This window comes from Dokdonia sp. Asnod3-C12 (assembly GCF_045063975.1).
In the GTDB taxonomy this organism is placed as follows: domain Bacteria; phylum Bacteroidota; class Bacteroidia; order Flavobacteriales; family Flavobacteriaceae; genus Dokdonia.
The window spans coordinates 1,000,001-1,025,907 of sequence record NZ_JBEFNY010000003.1 but is presented as its reverse complement, the minus strand read 5'-3'; the positions used below and the strand labels follow the sequence as shown (position 1 = coordinate 1,025,907).

General features: G+C 37.5%; 21 protein-coding genes, 2 tRNA genes and 1 rRNA gene. 8 read left to right on the top strand and 16 right to left on the bottom strand.

Annotated features, from left to right (window positions below):
* Positions 1–100: 100 nt before the first annotated feature.
* The 9 genes from ACJJVW_RS04760 to ACJJVW_RS04720 all read right to left on the bottom strand — a co-directional run bounded on the left by ACJJVW_RS04760 (position 101) and on the right by ACJJVW_RS04720 (position 6,514).
* Entirely contained in the window at positions 101–745 is a 645-nt protein-coding gene (locus ACJJVW_RS04760) for a DsbA family oxidoreductase (RefSeq protein WP_298329177.1), read from the bottom strand.
* Positions 746–752: 7 nt separating this feature from the next.
* Positions 753–1,421 (bottom strand): hypothetical protein, encoded by a 669-nt coding sequence (locus ACJJVW_RS04755; RefSeq protein ID WP_405250913.1) that lies wholly within the window; start codon positions 1,419–1,421, stop codon positions 753–755.
* 13 nt (positions 1,422–1,434) lie between these two features.
* On the bottom strand, positions 1,435–2,256 hold the full coding sequence (locus ACJJVW_RS04750) for a hypothetical protein (protein WP_405250912.1): 822 nt from the start codon (positions 2,254–2,256) through the stop codon (positions 1,435–1,437).
* 10 nt (positions 2,257–2,266) lie between these two features.
* Positions 2,267–2,581, bottom strand: a complete 315-nt coding sequence (locus ACJJVW_RS04745; RefSeq protein ID WP_405250911.1) for an EthD family reductase — start codon at positions 2,579–2,581, stop codon at positions 2,267–2,269.
* A gap of 29 nt (positions 2,582–2,610) precedes the next feature.
* Positions 2,611–3,339 (bottom strand): SDR family oxidoreductase, encoded by a 729-nt coding sequence (locus tag ACJJVW_RS04740; RefSeq protein ID WP_013751118.1) that lies wholly within the window; start codon positions 3,337–3,339, stop codon positions 2,611–2,613.
* A 71-nt stretch (positions 3,340–3,410) separates the two neighbouring features.
* A complete protein-coding gene (locus ACJJVW_RS04735; RefSeq protein WP_405250910.1) occupies positions 3,411–3,962 on the bottom strand; it encodes a carboxymuconolactone decarboxylase family protein in 552 nt (183 codons plus the stop codon).
* A 66-nt stretch (positions 3,963–4,028) separates the two neighbouring features.
* On the bottom strand, positions 4,029–4,592 hold the full coding sequence (locus ACJJVW_RS04730) for a TetR/AcrR family transcriptional regulator (RefSeq protein WP_013751120.1): 564 nt from the start codon (positions 4,590–4,592) through the stop codon (positions 4,029–4,031).
* Between the two features lie 192 nt (positions 4,593–4,784).
* Positions 4,785–5,345 (bottom strand): hypothetical protein, encoded by a 561-nt coding sequence (locus ACJJVW_RS04725; protein ID WP_405250909.1) that lies wholly within the window; start codon positions 5,343–5,345, stop codon positions 4,785–4,787.
* 146 nt (positions 5,346–5,491) lie between these two features.
* A complete protein-coding gene (locus tag ACJJVW_RS04720) occupies positions 5,492–6,514 on the bottom strand; it encodes an adenosine deaminase (RefSeq protein WP_405250908.1) in 1,023 nt (340 codons plus the stop codon).
* Positions 6,515–6,797: 283 nt separating this feature from the next.
* Here ACJJVW_RS04720 and ACJJVW_RS04715 point away from each other — a divergent pair, with 283 nt between their 5' ends.
* Positions 6,798–7,841: a flavin-containing monooxygenase gene (locus tag ACJJVW_RS04715; RefSeq protein WP_405250907.1), complete on the top strand. Its 1,044-nt coding sequence runs from the start codon at positions 6,798–6,800 to the stop codon at positions 7,839–7,841.
* Between the two features lie 78 nt (positions 7,842–7,919).
* Here ACJJVW_RS04715 and ACJJVW_RS04710 read toward each other — a convergent pair whose 3' ends face one another.
* The 5 genes from ACJJVW_RS04710 to lysS form a co-directional block, all read right to left on the bottom strand.
* Entirely contained in the window at positions 7,920–8,723 is an 804-nt protein-coding gene (locus ACJJVW_RS04710) for a toxin-antitoxin system YwqK family antitoxin (protein WP_405250906.1), read from the bottom strand.
* Between the two features lie 16 nt (positions 8,724–8,739).
* Positions 8,740–9,006, bottom strand: coding sequence for a hypothetical protein (locus tag ACJJVW_RS04705; protein ID WP_298329144.1), 267 nt, complete (start codon positions 9,004–9,006; stop codon positions 8,740–8,742).
* Positions 9,007–9,122: 116 nt separating this feature from the next.
* Complete coding sequence (locus ACJJVW_RS04700; protein ID WP_405250905.1) at positions 9,123–11,090, bottom strand: hypothetical protein; 1,968 nt, start codon at positions 11,088–11,090, stop codon at positions 9,123–9,125.
* Between the two features lie 277 nt (positions 11,091–11,367).
* On the bottom strand, positions 11,368–12,774 hold the full coding sequence (locus tag ACJJVW_RS04695; protein ID WP_405250903.1) for a T9SS type A sorting domain-containing protein: 1,407 nt from the start codon (positions 12,772–12,774) through the stop codon (positions 11,368–11,370).
* Between the two features lie 230 nt (positions 12,775–13,004).
* Positions 13,005–14,699, bottom strand: coding sequence for a lysine--tRNA ligase (gene lysS, locus ACJJVW_RS04690; RefSeq protein WP_405250902.1), 1,695 nt, complete (start codon positions 14,697–14,699; stop codon positions 13,005–13,007).
* 183 nt (positions 14,700–14,882) lie between these two features.
* Between lysS and ACJJVW_RS04685 the strand changes: the two genes are divergently transcribed.
* The 3 genes from ACJJVW_RS04685 (at position 14,883) to lipB (ending at position 17,543) form a co-directional block, all read left to right on the top strand.
* On the top strand, positions 14,883–15,041 hold the full coding sequence (locus ACJJVW_RS04685; protein ID WP_013751129.1) for a YqaE/Pmp3 family membrane protein: 159 nt from the start codon (positions 14,883–14,885) through the stop codon (positions 15,039–15,041).
* A 2-nt stretch (positions 15,042–15,043) separates the two neighbouring features.
* Complete coding sequence (locus tag ACJJVW_RS04680) at positions 15,044–15,898, top strand: hypothetical protein (protein ID WP_405250901.1); 855 nt, start codon at positions 15,044–15,046, stop codon at positions 15,896–15,898.
* A 919-nt stretch (positions 15,899–16,817) separates the two neighbouring features.
* Positions 16,818–17,543 carry a lipoyl(octanoyl) transferase LipB gene (gene lipB / locus ACJJVW_RS04675; protein ID WP_339847002.1) on the top strand — a complete coding sequence of 242 codons (726 nt, stop codon included), beginning with the start codon at positions 16,818–16,820 and terminating at the stop codon, positions 17,541–17,543.
* Positions 17,544–17,553: 10 nt separating this feature from the next.
* Here the strand turns inward: lipB and ACJJVW_RS04670 are convergent, their stop codons facing one another.
* Both ACJJVW_RS04670 and ACJJVW_RS04665 read right to left on the bottom strand, forming a co-directional pair.
* Positions 17,554–20,010, bottom strand: coding sequence for a hypothetical protein (locus ACJJVW_RS04670; RefSeq protein WP_405250900.1), 2,457 nt, complete (start codon positions 20,008–20,010; stop codon positions 17,554–17,556).
* 93 nt (positions 20,011–20,103) lie between these two features.
* Entirely contained in the window at positions 20,104–20,742 is a 639-nt protein-coding gene (locus ACJJVW_RS04665; protein ID WP_379952799.1) for a ribonuclease HII, read from the bottom strand.
* Between the two features lie 108 nt (positions 20,743–20,850).
* On the opposite strand from ACJJVW_RS04665, the gene ACJJVW_RS04660 reads away from it, so the two are divergent.
* The 4 genes from ACJJVW_RS04660 to ACJJVW_RS04645 all read left to right on the top strand — a co-directional run bounded on the left by ACJJVW_RS04660 (position 20,851) and on the right by ACJJVW_RS04645 (position 25,844).
* Positions 20,851–22,797: a putative porin gene (locus ACJJVW_RS04660; protein WP_405250899.1), complete on the top strand. Its 1,947-nt coding sequence runs from the start codon at positions 20,851–20,853 to the stop codon at positions 22,795–22,797.
* Positions 22,798–23,782: 985 nt separating this feature from the next.
* Positions 23,783–25,306: ribosomal RNA gene (locus ACJJVW_RS04655) — 16S ribosomal RNA — on the top strand.
* 213 nt (positions 25,307–25,519) lie between these two features.
* A tRNA-Ile gene (locus ACJJVW_RS04650) sits at positions 25,520–25,593 on the top strand.
* 174 nt (positions 25,594–25,767) lie between these two features.
* Positions 25,768–25,844 (top strand) — tRNA-Ala (locus ACJJVW_RS04645).
* Positions 25,845–25,907: the final 63 nt, after the last annotated feature.

Here is a 25,907-nt window from a genome sequence, read left to right as displayed (position 1 = left end):
ACCCGCACAAGATGCTTTTTGAGCATTATGTACGGGTTCTATGTTCTTTAAAAATGCTTTTAGGGAAAAGCGAATTTCAAAGAGTAGTATGTTTGTTCTCTTATTCTGCAATAAGTTCTGAGAGTACTTTCTTAAATAAATCTACAGGTTGTGCTCCAGTAACCGCACTCTTTCGATTAAAAACAATGGTAGGAACTGAATTTACACCTAAGTTCTTCCAGTAACCTTGCTGTGTTCTTACTTCATAACGAGCTTCTTCATTTTCAAGTAAGGCCATACCTTCTTCTGCATTTAAGCCAACGTCGAGAAGTGCTTGTTTTAAGACCTCTCTTTGTGATACATCCTTACGCTCACTAAAGTAAGAAGCGGTAAGTCGCATTTTTAATGCTGTTTGCTTGTCAAATTTCTTTGCATACTCTAATAGTACGTGCGCATCAAAAGTGTTTACAATTCTCATATCGTCAAAATAGTCAAACGTAAAACCAAGCTCATTTCCAGCATCTACTAGTCGTTGTTTAGACTCTTTTTGTTGCGCTGCAGTTGATCCATATTTTTCTGTAATATGCTCATCTACATTTTGACCTTCGGCAGGCATTTGAGGATTTAACTCAAACGGTTGCCATTCTATCTCTACTTGGTCTTCAATGCCAAGTTCTGATATTGCTTTTTCTAAGCGTTTGTAACCTACGGTACACCATGGGCAAACTACATCTGAGACAATATCTATTTTTAATTTTTCTTTCATTTCTTTGCTATTTACTTATTTCGCTAGTTGTAATAAAGCGCTGTTCATCTGGTTCATTAAGTGCTTCTTCATGTTCAGCAAGCATATTCATAATCATAGAATTTACCACTCTCTCTTTTGAGAGATCTTGAGAACGCATTGTTGCTTTATGAAACGCACCTAATGTTTCTTTATGATTAGTAGGAACACTATTATTTATCAATACAATACTATAAGAATTATTTGACAAGGTATCCACTTTTGTAATGTACGGTTTAAGATGCTCGTGATTATTTTCAAAAACTGGAGTAAAATCTTTAAGATAGCTTTTTGGAGCATCTATACATTCTCTAGCATACTTGTGATAGTCTCCTATATATAGCTCACTTTGTATAGGTGTGGGTTCATAACCCAGCATCAAAAAAGATTGATTTGCAGCGTTATCTACATGGAAAGGTGTGTTCACTTGTTGGTCAAAACGAACAAGCCAGTGATAGCTCAAGGGTCTATTGTAAGTCGCTTTTGTGTAGCTAGATAATTCTTTTTTAAGAGCAACCATGGTGGCTCTTAGTTCGCTAGAGGAAGATTCTTCACCTAAATCAATATGAATAAAACCAGGTTTGCTAGTATCAGTTCTAAAAACATCTCTAATAGCATTTTTTGCTATTGCTTCTATGTCGACACTTAACTTTTCCATAGCGATAGCAACTTTATTTTTTAAAATCTTTTATGGTTAATCCATTGTTGAAAGAGATGTCAGTCCAGGTAACCTCTGTAAAAGGTCCATTAAGTATAACACCATCCCAGTTTGATTTTTGATATTTTCTTTGAGTAGGAATTAATAGTCCGTCTATAGACTCGTATTTGAGTTCCATTAAATAAGGAACATCAATAACATTGTATGCTGCGACCGTAAAAAGAAACTGATCTACGAGACCTGAGTCTTGATTAATATATACTTGATATATATCTGTATTCTCCTTAGTAGGTATATTAAATGAAACCTTGACGATGTCATACGTTGCTTCATTAATTACCGTCTCTCCTATATAATGATACACTACATTAGGATCTAGTAATTTTGGCATCATCGCAAACCAATATAAATTGGTAGGTCTATTGAACATCACCTTGTCAATAAGAGGTTGGTCTGTTATAAGTTTTCCGTCGTGTTTTAACCAGTACTCATTCCCATCATATCCTTGCTCAATAGCTCCTTCTAGTTGGGGAATTGTCCTTTTATGTTGATCATATAAACCGTAGGATAGCTCTCCGTCAAATAAATATTTTTCTGTAGCTACATCTACTTTACCATCGGCAGTTTTATAGGTGTATGTATAGATGACATCTTTCTTGTCTAATAGGCTTCTGTAGTCACCTACTTTTTGAACCATATTATACACCAACTCATGGCCTTTGTTATCAAAAATCACTACAGATTCTTTTGACTCTTCAGTTTGTTGAGTACTTCTATTATCTCCACATGATAATAGAAGTACACAAACTATAATATTTAAAAATTTTATTTTCAAGAGAGGTGTGTTACAAAGCTATGATTTCACTTATTTGTAATTCTCCTTGCACGTTGCTGTAGTTTTCAACATCTGCTGCAAACTTCTCTTGGTGTGGCGCAAAGCTTTCTTGGAAAGAAGCAACACTATCAAATTTTAAATGAGCAATCGCTACATAAGGTGCAAGCTCTCCAGGCGCTCTTCCAGCAATTCCTACTTCTAGTTCTAATCCCTTTAGTGCGTCACCTAGTGATTCTTGAATCATAGGTAAGTGGCTATTTTTATAATAGTCGGTGTCAAATTTGACGTTCTCACTATTAGGGTACATTACAGATACTTTTATCATGATCTATGTTTTTAGTGTGATGGTACTTCTTAAAAATCTGAAGTTACGATGTTGTCAGAAAAGTTTTGATATTCTTTTTCAAACTGCTTTGCCATGTCATCTGGAAATAAGTGAAAATCTCCAGCTTTTAATGCGCTTACAATTCCTTCAGAAATTTCAGAAGTTGTAGCTCCATTTTCAAAGCCTGCCTTTTCTGCCATATCTGTATCTACTGGTCCTGGGTGTACACTTAGTACATTAATTCCTCGCGGACTTAACTCTGTGCGAATTCCTTGTGTTAAAGAATACGATGCTGCTTTTGATGCAGAGTATGTAGAGAGTTGAGAGAAGTTCTTGATAGAAGCAATAGAGTTCAATTGTACAAGCGCTCCTTTGTTGCTTTCTAAAGTTTTCGCGAAAGCGTTTGCAACACGCACTAATCCAAAAGCATTTACCTGTAGCTGATTAAGAAAATCTTCTTCTACATCATCACTTATGATAGACTGTGGTGTCCCTATACCTGCATTGTTTACTACTACATCTACATCTGTAGCGTGTTCTGCTAGTGTTTTTATAGAGGCTGTGTTTGACACATCTGCTTGTAAAGTGACTACTTTATCACCATACTTTTCTTCTAGTTCTTTTGTAGAGTTTGTATCACGCACCGCTAGATATACTTTCTTTGCTCCGTGGTCTAAAAATGACTCCACAATCGCTTTACCAATACCTCTATTTGCGCCAGTGACTAATGCTACTTTATTTTCTATTGAAATACTCATATGATTTGTTTTAAAGAAGCCTTTCTGCAATATTGAGGAAGGCTTATTATTAATTAAGTTGGGGGAGTTACTTATTTTTTCTCCCAAGCAAACTTCTCAAATGCAGCATCTACAGGTGTGTTTGCGATGTGATTTGTATAGTTACTTATTACTTTTTGAGATAATCCTAAGATGATATCTAGTACTTGTCTTTCTCCATATCCAGCTGCATAAAATGCTGTAAGATCTTCTTGAGAAACGTTACCACGGTTACGTGTAAGCGATAAAGTGAATGTACGTAGTGCTTCTAGTTTTGCATCTTCTAGTGGAGTCTCGTTACGTAAAGCCTCGATGATTGCGTCATCTACTTTCATCATTTTTGCGATACCTGTGTGTGCTGGTACGCAATAGTGACATGCATGCTCTACGTTAATTGTTTGCCACACTACCGTTAACTCATCTTCGTTAAATGAAGAGTTTGTAAATAACTCATGTAGTTCTTGGTATGCTTTTAAGATCTGTGGAGACTCAGCAAGCACTCCGTGTAATCCTGGAAGCATCCCAAAAGACTTTAAAGAATTTTCTAATAATGGCTTACTCTCTTGTGGAGCACTCTCGATGTTGTGAACTTTTAATGTTGTCATAATAGCAATTTTTAATGTATGTTAATTATATCTAAACGTTCGTTTAGTTTTAGGGTAAAAAAATAGTTAGATGTTTTTAAACGTCATCTCTATGTAATCTTCAATCTCTTGTGTTGTATTTACTCGTGAGGCAGCTGCTAGGCCATGTTTGGCTAATAAAAGAAAATTTGCTTCTCGCATAATGGTTTCTTCATCTTTACTACCGTCCATTCTCAGTTTTTCAATAAAAAGCTCCTTTATACTACTCATAAAGGAATTCATCTCTTCTTGAATCACAGCGTCTTCACTTGCTGCAAACTCGTTATAGGTATTTGTAAGCAGGCATCCGTTGCGCGATCCATCACGGTCAATGATGGTCACAGAGTCTATAAAAAACTGCTTGATATCTTGCACTCCGTTTGTACCGCTAGCAAACTTCTTAATGATAGCGCCTACCTTTTCTTTGTAATAAGCTAAGCTTGCCATAAACAGACCGTGCTTATTTCCAAAACTCGCATAGATGGAGAATTTATTAATACCCATCTCCTTCTCTAGCATTTGCATAGAGGTAGACTCGTAGGTATTTTTCCAGAACAGATTCATAGCCTTTTCGACTACTTCACGCTCATCATAATTCTTTTTTCTAGCCACTTGTTTCTTATTACTGTGCAAAACTAACCAACCGTTTAGTAATTAAAAAGGGTTTAACAATTATTTATGTAATGGCCGTATTATAAATAGAAAATCCCCATCATATAGATGATGAGGATTGTAGGTAATAGGTAGTGATGGTGGGTAATTACGCTTTCGCGAAAGCGTAACAATAATTCTTAAAATCTATGCTTATGGTTTTACCTGCTCCCAGTAATTATACAAGCCTTTCTTAAGAGGAAGGTATTTTTTAGGCATATCCTTAGCGGGCGAAAGGGTAAAGGAAATACTATCCTTAAAGTACCAGTAATTATCTCGCAGTGCTCCAGTAGTGGTTTTAATATTCCACGCTGGGATATTAATCATAGCATAGGAGCTATCTTTTTCTACGTAATCTATTCCAAAATCTTTAAGCTGCTCCTTACTAACATATTTGAACTTGAGTTTAATATCAAGTTGCTTTGCTTCTTTACGGCTCACTATTTCAGAAGTGGACCAAGCGTAGGTGTCAAACTTTTCTTTTAAGGTAAGTCGCTTTTCTTGTGCTTGTGCGTTTCCTATTCTGTAGAGGGTGTTTCTGATCTTTAGGCTGTCTTTCTCATTGCTCACTAGGGCAAAAATATCTTGTTGATCTACCGTTATAATTTGCTCTGTAATGTCAATGTGTACCGCAGTTTCTTCTGCCATAATGGTACTGTCTTCAACGCCAAAGAAAGTGCCAAGCGCAAAGAATATAATTTTTATTACCTCCATAGTATTCCTATTTAAGTTGGTTCAAAAATAGCTATAAAGATTGAGTTATCAGTCTCTTAGGTGGTGGTGATTGGTGGTAAGATGTCCCTTACAGAACGATAGAAATAAGGTTGCGCTCTTGCAAAAGCGCAACCTTATTAAAATACTTAATCGATGGAAGCAAAGTATGCTTTCACCTTTGTGATGTGTGCTTCTTTCTCATCTTCGGTAAGCCAGCTTGCTTTAAAACCATTGATGGCAAGTTGCATGATGTGCTCCTTAGATAAGTTTAAGGCACTTGCTGTCTGGTAGTAGTTCTCATTCATGTACCCGCCAAAATATGCTGGATCATCAGAGTGTATCGTCGCAAGAATCCCTTTATCTAGCATCTGTGCTACTGGGTGTTCTTCCATCTTGTCAATCACCTTAAGCGCTACATTACTAGTAGGGCAAAGCGTTAACGGAATTTGCTCTTTTACAAGACGCTCCACAAGTGCGTCATCACTTAGGCAGCGATTACCGTGATCTATACGCACAACGTTTAGTACGTCAAGTGCTTCCCAGATATAATCGGCTGGGCCTTCTTCACCGGCGTGTGCAACTAGTTTGTAACCTTCTTTTGCCGAGGCTTCAAATACGTTTTTAAATTTACTAGGAGGATTTCCTTGCTCAGAAGAGTCAAGCCCTACGCCATCTATCCACGCTTTATATGGCTGTGATTCTTCTAGCGTTTTAAAAGCAGCTTCCTCGCTTAAGTGTCTCAAGTAAGACATGATAAGTTTATAAGTAATACCGTATTCACTTTTTGCTTTCTCAAGCGCATTGTAAATCCCAGTGATTACTGTTTTAAAAGGAACACCGCGATCTGTGTGTGTTTGTGGATCAAAGAACACCTCTACGTGTACCACGTTCTCACTATGTACTTTGGTAAGATATGCCCACGTAAGATCATAAAAATCTTGCTCGTGTAAGAGTACTTGTGCACCTGTATAGTAGATGTCTAAAAACTCTTGAAGGTTATTAAACGTGTACGCTTTCTTAAGTGACTCAATAGAATCATAAGCAAGGGTGATGTTATTGCGCTTTGCAATCTCAAACATCAATTCTGGCTCAAAACTTCCTTCTATATGGAGGTGAAGTTCTGTTTTTGGGATGCCTTGTACAAGGGTTCTTAGGGGAGTATTATTCATTGTAGCTATTTTTTTGTGGCTACAAAGGTAGGGTTATTTGTAAGAAGTGGTTTTATGTTCCTTGAGCCACACGTGAACTAGCTTTGCGATAAGTACGCTTTCGCGAAAGCATAACCACCCACATTGTACATTTCCCGAATGAAAAATAATCTAAAAAGTGATTGTGATGCGGAATATTTATGGTAAAATATTCTGATTATAGTGTTTGATTTTATTGAAAGCTATAAAAAGGAGGAAAGCTATTCTTAATGTCTATTTTTGCAAAAAATTAGAAGGGGAACAGATGTTAGATTATGTAGTAATAGGAGGAGCACAAGCCGGATTATCTATGGCGTACCATTTAAAAAAGATGGGAAAGAACTACGTGGTGGTAGATGGTGATAAAGAAATAGGAGCGTCGTGGTTAAACAGATGGGATTCCTTAAAACTATTTACCCCTACCGAATACAATCATCTGCCAGGTTTAAAATTTGACACTCCTAAAGGACATTACCCAAGTAAATATGAAGTAGCAGATTATTTTAAGTCTTATGTGTCGACTTTTGAGATCCCTGTAAAACTCAATACATTAATTACTTCTATAACTAAGACAGCAAAGGGATTTACTCTCACACATAAGGATGGTGATCTTGAGGCAAAAAATGTAGTGGTTGCCACAGGTCCTTTTCACACGCCATACACGCCACCTTGTAATACTAAAATTGCAGACAGTATCACACAGATGCACAGTAACTATTACAAAGGACTCGATCAATTACAAGAGGGCGATGCACTTGTAGTAGGTGGAGGAGATTCTGGTTATCAAATCTTAAACGAACTCTCAAAAGATGGTCGCAGGACGGTCTTTTTCTCTGGAGATACTACGGTAAAATCCCTACCGCAGCATATTTTAGGCAAGTCATTATGGTGGTGGTTTACCATCACTGGATTTCTAAGTTTTAATAAGTATAGCTGGATGGGTAAGAGGATAAGCGCGTTTACGCAGCCCGTTATAGGCACAGATGTTAAAGAAATTCTTTCTAGAGAGAACGTCATTATAAGCGGTAGAACTAAAGATGCCATGCATGAGGAAATCATCTTCGAAAACAAGAAAGTAGCTAGTATTAAAAACATCATATGGGCAACTGGATATCGCCCTAATTTTCAATGGATAGAGGGCTTAGAGCTTGATGCAGATAGCTATCCAAAAAACCGCAGAGGTGTAAGCAACATCGATGGCTTGTACTTCTTAGGCCTACCGTGGATGTACACTCGCGGATCTGCAACCTTAGGCGGAGTGTCTAAGGATGCGCTTTATCTCGCAGACTTAATTGATGCAAAGGGGTAACTAACTTAACTCCATTTATCGCAATGTTATAACTAGTAGATAGCTACTAATATCGCTTTCGCGAAAATAGCTCCTATATCATTCCTTCTCAGGAATCAAATCACCGTTAGTGTCATAGCGTTTAATCTCTAGACGATTTCCTTCATTGTCATAGGTAACCATCATTTGTAGTGTGCCATCTTTGTAGAAAGATTTCCAGGCGCCTTTTTTCTTAAAGTAATCAATGCCTGCATATTCACCTTGCTCCTTGATACTGCCGTTTTTGTAGAAAGAAGTGTACACGCCTTTCTTGTTACCTAGCGTATCAAATTCTTGAGAGGTAAATAGCGTTCCATCTTCATAATAAATATTGAGGTTGCCGGTAAAGTCGCCTTTATCAGTATAGGTAGCATCTAGTCTCAAGTTGCCATTGTTGTGATATTCTGTATTACTTATAATCACACCTTCGCTGCTATAGGTGGTTTTTGATTTGAGTTGGCCATTCTCCCAATACCCCATCCAACTGCCAACACTTCGATTCTCTTTATAAACTCCTTTAGATCTTAGTTGGCCATTACTGTAATAATCCTCGTAAGGGCCATCCATACTATAGAAACCTTCACTCGCATAAGAACCTTTAGTTTGCAGCTGCCCATTGCGGTAATACATTTCAAAAGGGCCTACTGGATTATCTGAGCCATTAAAGCTGAGCTTAGTATCTATCGCTCCATCCTTTCTATAGTAAACCCAATCACCCGTAGGGAAGCCAGCAGCATTTTTAAGCCCTACACTTTTTTTCTCACCTGAATTGAAATACTCAACTACTTGTTTTTCTTGAGCGCTGGTGATGTGAGTGCTTAGGAGTAGGAGGAAGATGATGAGGTAGGAGTAAGGTGGACGCATTATGACGTGATATTTTTTATCTGAATATTATATTGATAGCGATACTCGCTAGTGCTATAATGATAAAGGTTGTTTTACGCTTATCACCTTTAAGTCTATCTGCTATGTAAATGATACTTAAAGTAATTACAAAGCTAAGGATATAGATAAAAATCATCCCAAACTCCTTACAAGCAGCACTTGTGCAATCTAGTGCATAATAACCAAGACTTAGCAAGGCTCTAATTGCAGCGAACACTGAAAGTATGAGTAGTATATATAGTATGGGTTTGATGGCTTTCATTTTTGGGTGAAAATAAACGTTAGTTTAAAACTGATCCTAATTTCTTAAAGTAATTTTCGTTTAATAAGACCAATTTAAAATTTCTCAAACTTTTTAAATGAGCATTGAATTCCGAATTAGCCTTCTGCGTTCTGTTTTTTTGTAGCACGATAAACACTTAAATCATCATCTATTTTTAAAAAGGCTAAGAAGATTAATTTTAAATATGTGAAATATGCGTATTCGTGCTTTTCGATTTCATTTGGGTCGGCTTGAGTTCCATGTAGGTAACTATTTCTCAAATCTAATCCATTTGTAAACTGGCTTTTGTTTAAAAAATAATTAAAATAATCTTGTTCAGTTTTTGAGAATAATGAATTTTCAAAATTGATAATATCCTCTAAATCCATTCTTTGAGCTTCTCGTTGAAAATCTATTGGGTAATTATAATATGAACCAACATCATTTTCATATAAATCTTTTAATATTAGAACCCTAGCAGGATTTACCATTTGTATAAAATTATTTTTATCAACTCTGATAAATCCGTTTTTGATAAGATAGTTCAATCTAGGTTTTTGATATTCTTCGTAACTAGTGAATTTCACTTCTTCATTTGCTAGTAGGTCAAAAAAGTTACTGTACTTGTCTTCCTTGAATGGTTCAACATAGGCTAAAAGAGTCTGGTCTGAAAAAAATATATTTGAACAGCCAACCATCACTTCACTAGTTTCATTCAAATAAATATATTTTTTTGAATTTAGACTGGGAATATCTTTTATGGTTGATGGTGAAGATGATATTTGCAGAAGTTCAAAATCAATAATTCCGTCTTCAACATAGAGTTTAAATTGTTTCAACGCGGATTCAAACTCAGGTGCTAATAATCTGACTTTTTCGAAGTATGATGTTGCGGTTGGAGTTGAAAATCTGGCATTGTCAGCAAAAGAGTATTTTTTTTGAAATACGTTTGTAAATATAAGGTGAAGAATATTTTCTAATGAATTACTTAAATTATTGAGAACTTGGCTATAAGTATAAATTTGGCTGTGTGAAGTCACTTCAGATAACGAGAATGATGTTCCACCTCTATATTCATTTTGCGAATGAACGCCCATTATACGCTCCAATACTCCCATTTCACTTCTCTTACTGACAAGATTTATTCTATTTTGATTATCGAGATATTCGAATAAGTATTTGAAATTAAGAAACAATTGATAAGTACCTCTATTTTGTTTTATAAAATCTAGACTATAAGAATAATTAGCTATGAGATTATCATCAACAAATCCATCTTTGATTTTATTAAGATTTTCAGGGAAACTAATTTTTACCCCGTAGTTTAGTCCTTGTTGGTTTGCAAATAATTTATCAGTTTCTTTTTTGAGTAAACGTTTTGCTTTTAGTCTAGTTTTATCTAAAATTTTAAAGTCATTTTTGTTTCTGAAATTTTGTATCAATTCGACATAATTTAAGTTTGTTCCGTTAGAATTTAAGTAATTTAAGATTATAGCTTCTTTGTCTATAGCTGTGAGACTTTTAGGAAGAGTTTTTTGTTTTTTTTTCAAATCATCCTTTACCTCGTAAATGGAAAGTAATATCTCAGCAGACTGAGGATAGGTTAGAAGAAAATCTCTTATAGTTACATTGTATCTTTCAACAATATTTTTATGATTTAAAATAATATGAATTAAGTGAGATTCGTCTAATAATAATTTTTGAAAGTTTTCTTCAGAAATACGTTTGAATACATTTTGATTATTAACTAATTCCCAAAATGAATTAATATAATTTCTGAGGGTATTATGATACAAGTCGATAACATTTAAGTCATTAATTTGTGATATAAATCTTCCAATAATTTTTCCAAATTCAGTTGCTTTGTTTTTGAATACCAAAATATCTTCAGTAGTCCAGTCATTTAAAAAATAATCAATGTCAATAAACTTCTTTATATTGTAAAGTTCTAAGACTTCATTAATGTCGCTGTATTCTGATTTTATTTCGGCTCTTAAAATTGGTTCTCCTTTACGAAGTTGATGCCCACCCATCAAGTCTTCTTTTGAGTGAAACACAACTCTATTTAAGTCAGATCTATGCACTAGTTTTTCTGTTTTGGAATGATTTGGAACTAATATTGAAAATCTAAAATACAACATCTTAACACACCTCATTTACGGTTTGCCTTACTCTGGGTTAATTAATGCAATAAATATGTATAATTAACAGCATCGAAGTAACCAACTCAAATTTTCGCGAAAGCGCATAAAAAAATCCCCACTTAAAAAGCAGGGATATACTTAAGCTTAAAAAAAGTAAGCGTTCTAATTGTAGGTATGATAAATTGCTATTCTAACTTGAGCCAAATTAGGAACCAGTTTATTCTATTATAATTTTTTCTACAGATGATAATCCTCCACTCTCTATACTAAGAAAATAAATACCTGCAGGAAGGGTTTCGTTTACTGTAAAATGTGAAGATTGCGTAATGGAAAAAGTATATAGGATTCGCCCAGAAATATCAACAAGATTTAGAGTTGCTGACTCTTGAGATTCTTTGAATTCAATTTTAAAATTCCCACTACTTGGATTAGGATGTACACTATGGCTAAGTGAAGACGTATTATTAATCCCTAGATTTTCATTAAATTGATACACATTGTACGTGCCTACGTAATCCGGATCAGTATTGTCAAAAGAGTTGTCAATTCCTAAGCGTTGTCCATCTTCAGAAAGGGTAAAGCCAAAGCCATAAAAATAAAATCTATTAATGTCTGGATTATAAAATGTAGTCCCTTTTTGAGACCAAGTGCCATTAATTTCTTCGTGAACTTCAATGTAAGCTCTTCTTGAATCTTCAATATTATTGTTTTGAAGTGCTTGTACAGCAATCGTTTTTCCATCATTAGAGATTTGCACACGTTGCCCCATGGCATCAAAAGCTTGTTCTCCGAAAAATGATCCGATTTCGTTCCAAGAACTATTATCATATTCAAAAACGCGTGCTGCACCCGCATCCTCTGCTACAGTATCGTCGAATAAATATGTCATAATAATTCTATTACCGTCAGCACTTAAATCTTGTCGTGCTACTCGTGATTCATCAGCATAAGCAGTTATCGTATTACCCACCTGACTCCAAGCTCCATTGATATTTTCATAAATCCTTGTCTCTCCATTTAGTCCATTATTGGAACCTGGTCCAGGAGAGCTTATCAAAACTCGATTGCCATCATGACTTACCGAAAATTCAGTGCCAGCGTTATATACATCTCCCATTGTATAAGTAAACGTACCATCAAAAGTATATTCGTCATTTATAAGACTATATTTGGTGATTCTATTTTCAAGTGATTCATTTTGAATCCATTCTACATTACTCAAAACCAAAATACTTGAGCCATCACCAGATATTTGATAAAAATGATAAATAGATTGACCAGAATACTCATATTCTATAGTCTGGGAAAGACTTAGGTTTCCATTATCGTTAGAATAGACATTAATTTCTTCTGCATTTTCTGTTAATGTCACAAACACATCAGTACTCTGGGAAAACTGACCACGACGTTCTACTTCAACGGTATAATCAAAAGAAATTTCTTCATCTAATACATTATAAAAATTGTAGCGTGAAGGTGATCCCTTGTGTTCGTGGAGAATTTCACCATTGTTGCTTAATAGCATACCATTTGTATCAACAACTTCTGCAATTCTTTCCCATTCTTGTGCAATGAGATTATTTGTAAAAAATATAGCAAACAATAAAATGCAAGTAATTTTCATAATTTGATTTTCGGCAAATATAATTTAAAATTCAACGAAAAATATTAGGCTATTTTCTTATCAATATCTTACTAAAAAGTGGTGTTCGAGTCTTGAAGATAAGTTTGGGGGCTAACAGCCTCGAAGTAACCAATTCAAATTTTCGCGAAAGCGCATAAAAAAATCCCCACTTAAAAAGCAGGGATTTGATAGTCGGTTTTTAGGTTGTCTTTTATAGTAAGACGGTGGGGTTAGTCTGCAATGGTTACAAATAAACCTTCGTCTGTTTTAGAAACTTTGGCAGCGCCTAGTTTGGTAAGGCCTTTAAGACCTTTGTCCCATCCTTTGTTACTTAAACCTGCTGCCGTTTTAAGTGCGCCAAGTTCTTGTGGGCTTTCCTTTTTAAGGAGGTCGTAAATTGCTTTTTCGTTCTCGTTAAGATCAAGTGCCTTCTTTTCTGGTTTCATCTGAGGGAAAAACAGTACTTCTTGTATAGACTGGTTATTAGTCAAGAACATAATCAAACGGTCCATCCCTATTCCCATTCCTGAGGTAGGAGGCATCCCGTACTCTAATGAACGCAAGAAGTCATAATCTATAGAAGCTGTTGCCTCGTCATCACCACGCTTTGCAAGTTCTAGCTGTGCCTCAAAACGCTCACGCTGGTCGATAGGATCGTTAAGCTCTGAGTATGCATTTGCAATCTCTTTACCACAAACCATCAACTCAAAACGTTCTGTAAGTTCTGGGTTATCACGGTGCTCTTTACATAGCGGGCTCATCTCTTTAGGGTAGTCTGTGATGTAGGTAGGCTGTATGTAGTTACCCTCACACTTCTCACCAAAAATCTCATCGATGAGTTTTCCTTTACCCATAGTCTCATCTACCTCGATACCCATGCCTTGTGCCGCAGCGCGTATCTCATCTTCTGTTTTATCAAGAATATCAAATCCTGTAAAGTGCTTGATACTATCTGCCATGGTTACTCTAGCATACGGAGCTTTAAAATCTACTTCGTGCTCACCAAAGGTTGCCTTTGTAGTCCCATTTACAGCAATCGCACAGTGTTCTAGTAACTGCTCACAAAACTCCATCATCCAGTTGTAGTCTTTATAAGCTACATAAATTTCCATCGCGGTAAATTCTGGATTGTGCGTGCGGTCCATCCCTTCATTACGGAAGTTCTTTGAGAACTCATACACCCCTTCAAATCCGCCAACGATAAGACGCTTTAAGTACAGCTCATTTGCAATACGCATATATAATGGCATATCTAGTGAGTTGTGGTGCGTCACAAATGGTCGTGCTGCAGCTCCTCCAGCAATAGGCTGTAGGATAGGAGTCTCTACTTCAAAATATCCTGCATCGTTAAAGAAGTTACGCATCGCATTAAAAAGCTTGGTGCGTTTTACAAATACTTCTTTTACGTGTGGGTTTACAGCAAGATCTGCATAACGCTGGCGGTAACGCATTTCTGGATCTATAAATTCATCATAGGTATTACCCTCTGCATCTGTTTTAGGTAATGGTAATGGTTTAAGTGCTTTACTTAATAACGTGAAGCCAGTAAGTGATACCGTAATCTCACCTACTTGTGTAGTGAATAACGTTCCTTCTACACCAATGAAATCACCAAGATCTAGTAGTTTTTTAAATACCTCGTTATAATGAGACTTATCTTCTCCCGGGCAAATCTCGTCACGGTTAAAGTATAGTTGTATGCGACCTTCACCATCTTGGATCTCTCCAAAAGATGCAGAACCTTGAATCTTCTTTCGCATCAAGCGACCTGCCATTACTACCTTCTCACCCTCTTTATAATCTGCGATTGCTTTCTTAGAGCTATGAGTAACGTGGTATTGTGCTGCTGGATAAGGATTGATTCCTATTTCGCGCAAGCGGGATAATTTTTGACGGCGTACTTGTTCTTGTTCTGACAGTTGCATACAGTAATAATTCTTTTATATTTTTTGCAAATAAGCGCTACGCATAAATAGCGGTAGAGCGGCGCAAAGATAGTAATAGCCCGCTCAGAAATCAACATTGTAACAATCTGAAAATTATGTCGTCTTATTAAGTACATCAATCAACCTTTCCAACCGAAGGAGAGGATCAAAAAAACTTCACTTATGAGTATCTGGCGCGTCTTACTTGCCATCTTTTTTCCACCACTAGCTGTAATAGGCAAAGGATGTGGGTCTGTATTAATAGTTTTCTTACTTTGGCTCTGTGGCTGGGTGCCTGGCGTCATTGCAGCACTCGTAATATTAAATAATCCAAAAAAATAGGAATGAGTAAAAAGGTTTATGCACTTCTAGTAGTGCTATTAGTGTTACTAGTAAGTTGTAGTATGCATGAGCGTATTGTGTTTAATGAAGACATGGGAGGTCGTTATGAGTCTAAGTTTGACCTATCACAAATCATGGCAATCGCTGCTCAAAGTGGAGCGAGTAATCCAGAAAAGAAGAAGGAGAAAATGGACACCACGATGGTGTTTAATGACTTTCTAGAAATCTATAAGGATAGCATCGCCACATTACCAGCTGCACAGCAGGAGAATGTGAAAGCACTTAAAGACTTTGCTATGAATATGAACATAGACGAGGAGAATGGGGTGATGGTGCTCACGGTCATAAAAGACTTCAAAGAGTTTAAAGAGATAGAGCGCATCGCATATGATGTGGATAAGGTATTTGAAAGCGCAAAGAAAACCACACCAGGCGGAGAGCAAGCGAGTAGTAGCCCAGCAAATAGTATGCTAAGTACAAACAAGGTGATTTATACTTTTACCGATAATACCTTTAGAAGAACAGATCCTAAAGCGCTATCGAGACACCTAGAAGGCAGCAGCGAATTATCTGAAAAGACAAGACAAGACGTAGAGGATGCCGTCTTTAAAGATGAGAATGGAGAAGCCGAAAACAATATGATGAAAGACATGGTGCTAGGTATGGACGAAGTACTAGATCAATCTACTATGCAACTAGAATACGTATTCCCAAGAAAAGTAATCTCCGTATCTCAAGAAAACGCAGTAATCTCAGAAGATGGCAAAACAGTAACCTTCTCTATAGATTACAAAACCCTACTAGAAGGAACAGACAAAACCTTAGAAAACTTTGAGGTGGTTCTTGAGGATAAGTAAGTCACGGTAATTTTTATAAGAGACCTTCTACTATATGGTAGGAGGTTTTTATGTTTTAAAAGCTTTCCCCAGCCCTGAAGGGTGGTTTATTTTTAAAGTTTTCCCCGTCCCTAAAGGGTGGCTTTTTTATTTTTCACAACTCGCGAACATCTCCCCAACCCCTCTTCGAAGAGGGGCTTTCAATTTTTGCAACTTCGTTGCGATTCTCATTTGAGTGTTCCCCTTTTTGAGGAGGGGTTTTCAAAAAGCTTTCCCCAACCCTAATGGTTGGCTTTTTTTACAACTCGCGAACATCTCCCCAACCCCTCTTCGAAGAGGGGCTTCAATTTTAGCAACTTCGTTGCAATTTTTATGTGAGTATTTCTGTTTGTGGGGAGATGTTTTCAAAAAGCCTTCCCAACCCTAAAGGGTGGCTTTTTTCACAAGATTGTTCCCCTCTTTGAAGAGGGGCTAGGGGAGATGTTTCATAAGAGTAATCACATACACCTACGAAAGCTAGAGTAGGTTTTTACAATCAGCTCTTGTCAAATAAAGATTTTTCCACCCTCCAGGGCGGGGAAAAGAAAAATCGTTGTTTTCCAAAAAGCTTTCCCCGTATTTAAAGGGAGACTTTTTATTTCTCACAACTCGCGGACATCTCCCCAACCCCTCTTCGAAGAGGGGCTTTCATTTTTTGCAACTTCGTTGCGATTCTCATTTGAGTGTTCCCCTCTTTGAAGAGGGGCTAGGGGAGATGTTTCACAAGAGTACTCACACACACCTACGAAAGCTAGAGTAGGTTTTTACAATCAGCTCTTGTCAAATAAAGATTTTTCCACCCTCCAGGGCGGGGAAAAGAAAAATCGTTGTATTCACTTCTTAAGAAAAAGGGATTTTAAAAGTTGAGATATTTTTTTATGTTTCTGCGTACCTTTGCGCCGTGAATAAAAATATCATTTTACAGGACCTCGGAAATCGAGATTATAAGGAAACTTGGGACTACCAAGAGACGCTTTTTAAGAAAACGGTGGATATGAAAATCGCAAACCGTAGACAAAACGCAGGACTGGTAACTCCTAATCATTTCTTGTTTGTAGAGCATCCTCATGTCTTTACATTAGGCAAGAGTGGTGATCTTTCTAATTTGCTTGTTAGCGAAAAGGAGCTTGCCGAGAAAAAAGCTAGTTTTTATAAGATTAATCGCGGCGGAGATATCACGTATCACGGTCCGGGACAAATTGTAGGATATCCTATTCTTGATCTTGATAGCTTTTTTAGAGACATTCACAAATACCTGAGATTGCTAGAAGAGATGGTAATTCTCACCCTAGCCGAATACGGACTCAAAGCCGAACGCTCTCCTGGAGAAACGGGTGTGTGGTTTGATGTGGGAACTCCGTTTGCACGTAAAATTTGTGCCATGGGTGTACGCGCTAGCCGCTGGGTAACCATGCACGGATTTGCATTAAACGTAAATGCAGACTTAGGCTACTTTGATCTTATGATTCCTTGCGGGATAAAAGACAAAGCAGTGACTTCTCTCAATGTAGAGCTAGGTAAAGCAACCGTAAACGAAGCCGAAGTGAAAGAGAAATTACTCAAACACTTTACAGCGCTCTTTGAAGCCAACTTTATAACTCCAGAAGCGGGCGCGGAATATATATAAGGACGACGCGCTAGTTAATCTTGTAAATCAATACCGAGTTACTGCCTCCTTGAGTTACAAAACCTAGAGACTTATTGCTTCGTAAAAAGCCAACATCTGCCTTAGAAGTTCCATAGATAGGAAAGTTAGGTAGTAATACACCTTTGTTATCATAGATATAGACTTCGCTAGATTCTGTATTGGTGATAGCAATGTATTGTGATTTTCCAGTGCTTGAGATGCTAGGTGAAGTATAGGTGCCAAAGGCAATTTCTCTCTTCTTACCATTTACCACAAGTTTGTTTTCTCTCAAACCTACTTTCAATTTATCCTCAATAGCGATTTTTGAATCCGATTGAAAATCTGAAATACTCTGGGTAAGCTTCCCAGAGGTATTAATGCTCACTTTCTCACCATTAACTGTAAAGGTTTCAAAATTGTTGCCATACTTATATATAGGAGTATCTCCAAAGTTGATTTTTTCTTTTACATCAATTCGCGTTTTTCCTGTGCGATTTAAGATATGCAGCTTCCCGCTATTTTCGGCAATTGTGATATAATCTTTGTTACCTATGCGCATATGTGCTGGAGGATATAAAATCGTACTTCCTGCTTCTCTAAAGGTAAATCCAGAAACAGCCTTTGCATTTTTATCATACATCAGTACTTTATCGTTTTGTACGATGACAAAACGGTAATTACTGTTATTGTCATAGTCGAAGATAGAAAGCGGTTGCGTGATGTTATCTTTAAAAGAGAGCGGATAAGGACTCACTTCTTTACCATTACGATCTAACACATAAAATGAAGACGGCGTCGTAAAAGCGAGTTGCAATCTGCCATTACGATATAAATCTATCTGCTGCACGTTACCTAGTATTTGACCATCTAGGTCTTTTTGCCACAATACTTTTCCTGCATTACTTATTAGGTATAGCGTGTTGTTTATGTCTTGCACCACTACATCCTTCCCATTAGTACGATGATTTGTTACTAGCTGCGGCGTCATTGTGATGTCTGCACTTAGTTTCACATTGGCAATTTGAGCAATATTTGCATCTGTAGTGGCCTCGTCGTTCTTGAGAATTGCCATATTTAGTAGCAAGTAGTCCTTTTCTTGTATGAGCTGTAGCGCGCTATAATCATAGCCATCCAGAGTGATATCTTTTAATACTTTTTGACCATCTTCTGAGGCGAGCTCTTTATATGCATTACTGCTCAGACTAGAAATATGTAAATAACTAGACGCACGACTTAAAGTGCTTTCCGTGTTCTGGAAGGTAGCGCTGTTAGATAAGGTTGCTTTATTCTGATAGTTGGCAATTACAGTTTCTAGCGCTTCTTGATTTTCGGCAAAAAGATAGAAGTCATCTATAGATGCGTATAAAGTAGGAGATGAAAGATTGAGTAGAGGTGAGTACGCTTTCGCGAAAGCGGAACCCATATTAATCGCATAGATGGAAACCTTTCTAAACTCAGCTTTTTCTGAAGCGCTCGCGAGTTCATTGCCAGTAACCGTAATATCTGTAGAAACTCCTACTATTACTTTTCCTTTAGGCAGATGAATCATTCCTACCTCTGAGAAACTAGCAAAAAGATCTTCACGTGCAAGCGTGTATTTAGAGAGGTCTAGTTTTAAAAAATCTGCTTTACTAGATTTAAACTGCTGCCAGTCGTCATAGGTGATAGCCTCTACAGCAATTGCAGCGGTAGGAGTAATAGATGCAATTCTATTCACTACCGGTTGTGTGTCTTTAAGTAAGCTTAATCTTTGTGATGTAGAATCTTGCACCAGCGCAACACCACTCAGTCTGATGTCATTGTTATCCAAGTCAACATCTGCCGCAGTCCAAGAAAACGAATTTTTAAGCGCATTTGCTGTTGCATTAGGAAATAGACTCTTATACAAGCTAGCACCTTCTGATCCTCTTACAAATATAGAAGCCGTAGCGCTATTGCTAGAAGAGGTGTATGCTTTTTCAAAAAGGTCATCTTCATAGATCTCTGTGTTATCCTCTCTTAATACATTTTCTAAAAGGATTTTTGATGTACTAGCAATGAGCACGTCTTTATATATAAGATAATGTGCAGTTCCGCCTAATGTTTTAATAGTAGGATCCTTAAGTGCTGCTTCTTTCATTAGTAACGAGTCTCCTTTAAAAAGAGAAGCATGCGCTTTTGTGATCATACTAATGTCATAGTCATTACGACCTAGTTTTGTATAACATAATAAGGTCTCGCCATCTGGCTGTATGTCTTTAAACAATGTCTGCCCTTTAACTAGGGTTTTATAAAGTGCCGTAGGAGCTAGCTCTTGTATAAGGTCATTATTTACAAGTGCACTTTTAAGATCCTTAAAGTCATTAGTCTTTATGACAACCGCCGCTTTGCGAGGTATATATTTAGTAAGAGAAGATGATGCCTTTGGTGTAGTATCGCAACTAGCGAGAATAACAAGGCTAAAAAGTATGTAAAAGAAAGATTTCATAAGTGCGCTTAAGGTGGGTTCAAAAATACAACCTCAGTCTTGAGAACTTCTTGAGAACCTCATATTGTTATTGACTACTTTTTAAACAAGGGATTAGCTGTTATTCTTAAACGTAAAATCTAGTTCGTATTGTTCTGGAAGTAACTTAAAGCTCTTGCGATGATACTTTGTAATACCATATCTGCGTATAGCCTCTCGATGTTCCTTGGTGGGGTATCCTTTGTTTTTCTTCCAATTGTACATAGGGAACTCTTCGTGTATGAGATTCATATATTCATCACGAGCAGTTTTTGCAATAATAGACGCAGCAGCAATAGGCAAGTATTTTCCGTCGCCCTTTATTACTGTGGTGTGGTCAATCTTAGGGAAAGGTTTAAATCGATTGCCATCTACAAGAATGTGTTGAGGTTTTTTTTGCTTTCGCGAAAGCGTACTTATCATACTTTCAATACTGCGGTGCATTCCTAAGATGGAAGCATTAAGGATATTAATATCGTCTATCTCACTCATCATAACATGAGCAAATCCGTAAGCAATTGCTTCTTCTTCTATAATAGGTTTGAGTAATTCACGTTTCTTCTCTGTGAGAAGTTTAGAATCTGTAAGTATCTCGTTAATGAAGTTGTCTGGAAGCATTACGGCAGCAGCAGTAACAGGGCCTGCGAGGCAGCCACGGCCAGCTTCGTCCGTGCCACATTCTATGAGATGAGTATGATATTTGAGTTTAAGCATCTTTGTGGATCTGAAAATACGAGGTTCGAGGATAAAAATGTAATTTTGACGCTATAATTTTTTTGTATGAGAGGAGTTTTGATTTTATTATTTTGCCTGTTGCAAACCATGCTTTTTGCACAAATTTCTCGAATTCCTACTAAAGGGTCATCTACAGGTATTATACAGCAAGACGATAATAGTGATCCTCTTAATGCCAGAGAGGTTTCTTCTACTAACATCAAGAAGTTTGAAAGACCACCCGTCGAGGATTATAAAATCATATCAATTGCTAGAGATACTACGCATGTAGATACTACACTTAATATAAAGAAGGATTACAAATTTAATTACTTGCGTAAAGATAGATATGGCTTATTGCCATTTGCAAACACTGGGCAAACTAATAACACGCTCATCTATAACTTTAATAATAGACGTACTACACCAGGATATATAGCGCAGGCTAGACATTTTGCATATATGGAGGTAGAAGATATTAATTACTATCATCTGCCTACGCCGCTTACAGAATTGTTTTACAGAAGTGCCTTTGAGCAAGGGCAGCAGCTAGATGCATTCTTTACCTTAAATATACATCCACGACTTAATATGTCTATTGCATATAAAGGAGTGCGTAGTTTAGGTAAATATCAAAATGCCTTAACGAGTTCTGGTAACTTTAGATTTGCAAGTAGCTATCGTACTAAAAACGATAGATATCATATAAGAGGACACTGGGTTGCACAAGATTTATTAAATCAAGAAAACGGCGGACTAACAGAGCAAGGTATAGAGCAGTTTAATAGTGGTGAAGGAGACTTTAGTGATAGGTCAAGATTACCTGTAAACTTTGAGGATGCAGAAAATATACTTGATGGCACACGTATATATGTGAATCATCATTATAACCTTGTACAGAAAAAAGATAGTCTCAAGGATTATAGTCTTAGAGTAGGGCATATTTTTAATAGTGAGAATAAGTTCTATACTTATAGACAAGATGCGGCAAATGCAATTTTTGGTGAGGCGTTTAGTCAGACCAGTTTTTCAGATAGAACAGATCATGAAGAAACCTACAATGAGATTAATGCTGTTTATGAGGATAAAAAGCTAGGGCAACTTAAGTTTCAAGCAAATGCCTTGTATTATGATTATGGATATAACGCAGTGCTTATTCAAGATGCAGATGGGGATGGTGTTTCTGAGCGTGTGCCTAATAGATTACAGGGGACAAATATTGCTGTGGGTGGAGCCTACAAAAATAGGATTGGAGGATTTGATATAGAAGGAGAGGCGCAGGTAAATGTGGTGGGTGATTTTGATGGGTACAATATATATGGAGAAGCGGGATATTCGATAGCAGATGATAAGCGATTCTCTGTAAGCATTCTTAGTAATGCAAGACAAGCTAGTTTTAATCACTTACTGTTTCAAAGTAATTATTTAAACTATAACTGGTCTAATCAAGACAACTATGCTACTGTAAAAACAAATACGCTAGCAGCACAACTAGACGCAAAGAGTCTTGTAAATCTTGAGGCGTCTGCGTCTACTATAAAGGACTACGCATATTTTGGACTTGGGGAAGATGGGCTTGTAGCGTCTCGTCAATCTGGAGAAGCGGTAAATCATTTAAAGATAAGTGCAAATAGAGATATCCAGTTTGGTAAATTCAACCTTGATCTCACGGCTACCTATCAAAACGTAACAGGGGCAGAGGGTGTGCTCAATGTTCCAGATGTCGTAGGGAGAGGTAGTTTTTACTTTACAGACCGTCTCTTTAAGAAAGCATTGTTTTTACAGACGGGTATCACAGCAAACTACTTTACTAAGTATAACCTCAATGGCTATGATCCTATCTTAGCCGAGTTTTATGTGCAAAACACAGAGGAGCTAGGTAACTTTCCATTATTGGATTTCTTTATTAATATGAAAGTCCGCCAAACACGAATTTTTATAAAAGCAGAACATTTCAATAGTAGTTTTACTGGAAGCGACTTTTACAGTGCCCCTGGATACCCATATAGAGACTTTAATATACGTTTTGGTATTGTGTGGAACTTCTTCTTATAGATGGTTTACGCTTTCGCGAAAATTTCTAGGGTGGTTTTTGCAGCTATTTGATGGTTGCTGAGGTAGGAATTGCTAGTTTCTCTGAGTTTGTGGGGTGTAAAACAGGGTTCTTTTATAGTTGTTGAGGTGTCAATGAAATTATTTTAAAAGCTACTTCTTGAGTTTACAGTGAGTTGCATTTTTTCTTAAAATTTTCCTAAGAATATTCTTGTCAGATTAGAACTTCGGTGTATCTTTGCCACCCGCTTAACAGCAAGCGGTTGTTCTTTTAAATGTCTTCAAAAAGTTTGTTTTTATTTCTTCAAATTATTTTTAAAAAGATAGTTTGTGATTAGGAAAAAGGTTGTAGTTTTGCAGCCGCTAACAAATGGAGGTTATTTGGGAGTTATGTTCATTGCGATTGTTGCTTAGTTTTTAAGGGTTGAAAATTAAATTTTCAATTATTTTTAAGATTAAGTTGTGAGTTTAAAAAACAGTTGTATATTTGCACCCGCTTAGAGAAACAGTAACATATCTAGCGAAGTTCAAAAGTTTTTATTGAGATGTTTTGGAAGATTAGTTAGTCTAATTTAAGGTTCGAATCCTTAGCATTTACAAGAGTTTTCTATTATTAATAGTGGTAGAGAAAGTTCATTGATTTATTGAATTGACAGCGCGTATTAATATCTTCGGGTATTATTACAAAGAATTTGAAAACTAGAAGTTTATTATTGACCAGATATTTCGAGTCGTGAGGAGTTAAATTTATTTACAATACACGATGAAGAGTTTGATCCTGGCTCAGGATGAACGCTAGCGGCAGGCTTAACACATGCAAGTCGAGGGGTAACAGAGGTAGCTTGCTACTTGCTGACGACCGGCGNGATTTATTGAATTGACAGCGCGTATTAATATCTTCGGGTATTATTACAAAGAATTTGAAAACTAGAAGTTTATTATTGACCAGATATTTCGAGTCGTGAGGAGTTAAATTTATTTACAATACACGATGAAGAGTTTGATCCTGGCTCAGGATGAACGCTAGCGGCAGGCTTAACACATGCAAGTCGAGGGGTAACAGAGGTAGCTTGCTACTTGCTGACGACCGGCGCACGGGTGCGTAACGCGTATAGAATCTACCTTATACTGGGGGATAGCCTTTGGAAACGAAGATTAATACCCCATAGTATGTTTGAATGGCATCATTTGGACATTAAAGTTTCGGCGGTATAAGATGACTATGCGTTCTATTAGTTTGTTGGTAAGGTAACGGCTTACCAAGACTACGATAGATAGGGGTCCTGAGAGGGAGATCCCCCACACTGGTACTGAGACACGGACCAGACTCCTACGGGAGGCAGCAGTGAGGAATATTGGACAATGGAGGCAACTCTGATCCAGCCATGCCGCGTGTAGGAAGACTGCCCTATGGGTTGTAAACTACTTTTATATGGGAAGAATAAGGTCTACGTGTAGACTGATGACGGTACCATAAGAATAAGCACCGGCTAACTCCGTGCCAGCAGCCGCGGTAATACGGAGGGTGCAAGCGTTATCCGGAATCATTGGGTTTAAAGGGTCCGTAGGCGGGCATATAAGTCAGTGGTGAAAGTCTGTGGCTCAACCATAGAATTGCCATTGATACTGTATGTCTTGAATTATTGTGAAGTGGTTAGAATATGTAGTGTAGCGGTGAAATGCTTAGAGATTACATAGAATACCGATTGCGAAGGCAGATCACTAACAATATATTGACGCTGATGGACGAAAGCGTAGGTAGCGAACAGGATTAGATACCCTGGTAGTCTACGCCGTAAACGATGGATACTAGTTGTTTGGTTTTCGGACTGAGTGACTAAGCGAAAGTGATAAGTATCCCACCTGGGGAGTACGTTCGCAAGAATGAAACTCAAAGGAATTGACGGGGGCCCGCACAAGCGGTGGAGCATGTGGTTTAATTCGATGATACGCGAGGAACCTTACCAGGGCTTAAATGTAGATTGACAGGACTAGAGATAGTTTTTTCTTCGGACAATTTACAAGGTGCTGCATGGTTGTCGTCAGCTCGTGCCGTGAGGTGTCAGGTTAAGTCCTATAACGAGCGCAACCCCTGTGGTTAGTTGCCAGCGAGTAATGTCGGGAACTCTAGCCAGACTGCCGGTGCAAACCGTGAGGAAGGTGGGGATGACGTCAAATCATCACGGCCCTTACGTCCTGGGCCACACACGTGCTACAATGGTAGGGACAGAGAGCAGCCACTGGGCGACCAGGAGCGAATCTATAAACCCTATCTCAGTTCGGATTGGAGTCTGCAACTCGACTCCATGAAGCTGGAATCGCTAGTAATCGGATATCAGCCATGATCCGGTGAATACGTTCCCGGGCCTTGTACACACCGCCCGTCAAGCCATGGAAGCTGGGGGTACCTGAAGTCCGTCACCGTAAGGAGCGGCCTAGGGTAAAACTGGTAACTAGGGCTAAGTCGTAACAAGGTAGCCGTACCGGAAGGTGCGGCTGGAACACCTCCTTTCTAGAGCTTGTCCCTGTTATTGTGCGTTATGTATTTATATGTAACAATACCAATAATACACAGCAAACGACTTACGACCGAAAGGTTAAAATAAGTTTTAGTTTTCAATAGCTGTCGATTTAATTTTAATAAAACAAGTAAATAGTAGTTAGACTTTAGTGTATAGTTTTATACTTAAGACTATTACTTAACGACTATAGATTGTTTAATTACAGTCTCATAGCTCAGCTGGTTAGAGCGCTACACTGATAATGTAGAGGTCGGCAGTTCGAGTCTGCCTGAGACTACTAATTAATAAGTAGACATATTTTAAAAGATGTGTTTAATTGTTAGTTATGCTTTCGCGAAAGCTTAATAAATCGCGATGTTCATTTTATTACATTTTGAAGGAAATTTTAGAAGTTGAGAATCATTACTTCGTCATTCGAAAACTGATGTCATCATCGGAATTTCATAAAAATGGGGGATTAGCTCAGCTGGCTAGAGCGCCTGCCTTGCACGCAGGAGGTCATCGGTTCGACTCCGATATTCTCCACCAAGATAGTTACTTTATAGTAATTATCATCCTTAGGTATAAAGGATATAGTTTTTAAAAACACAG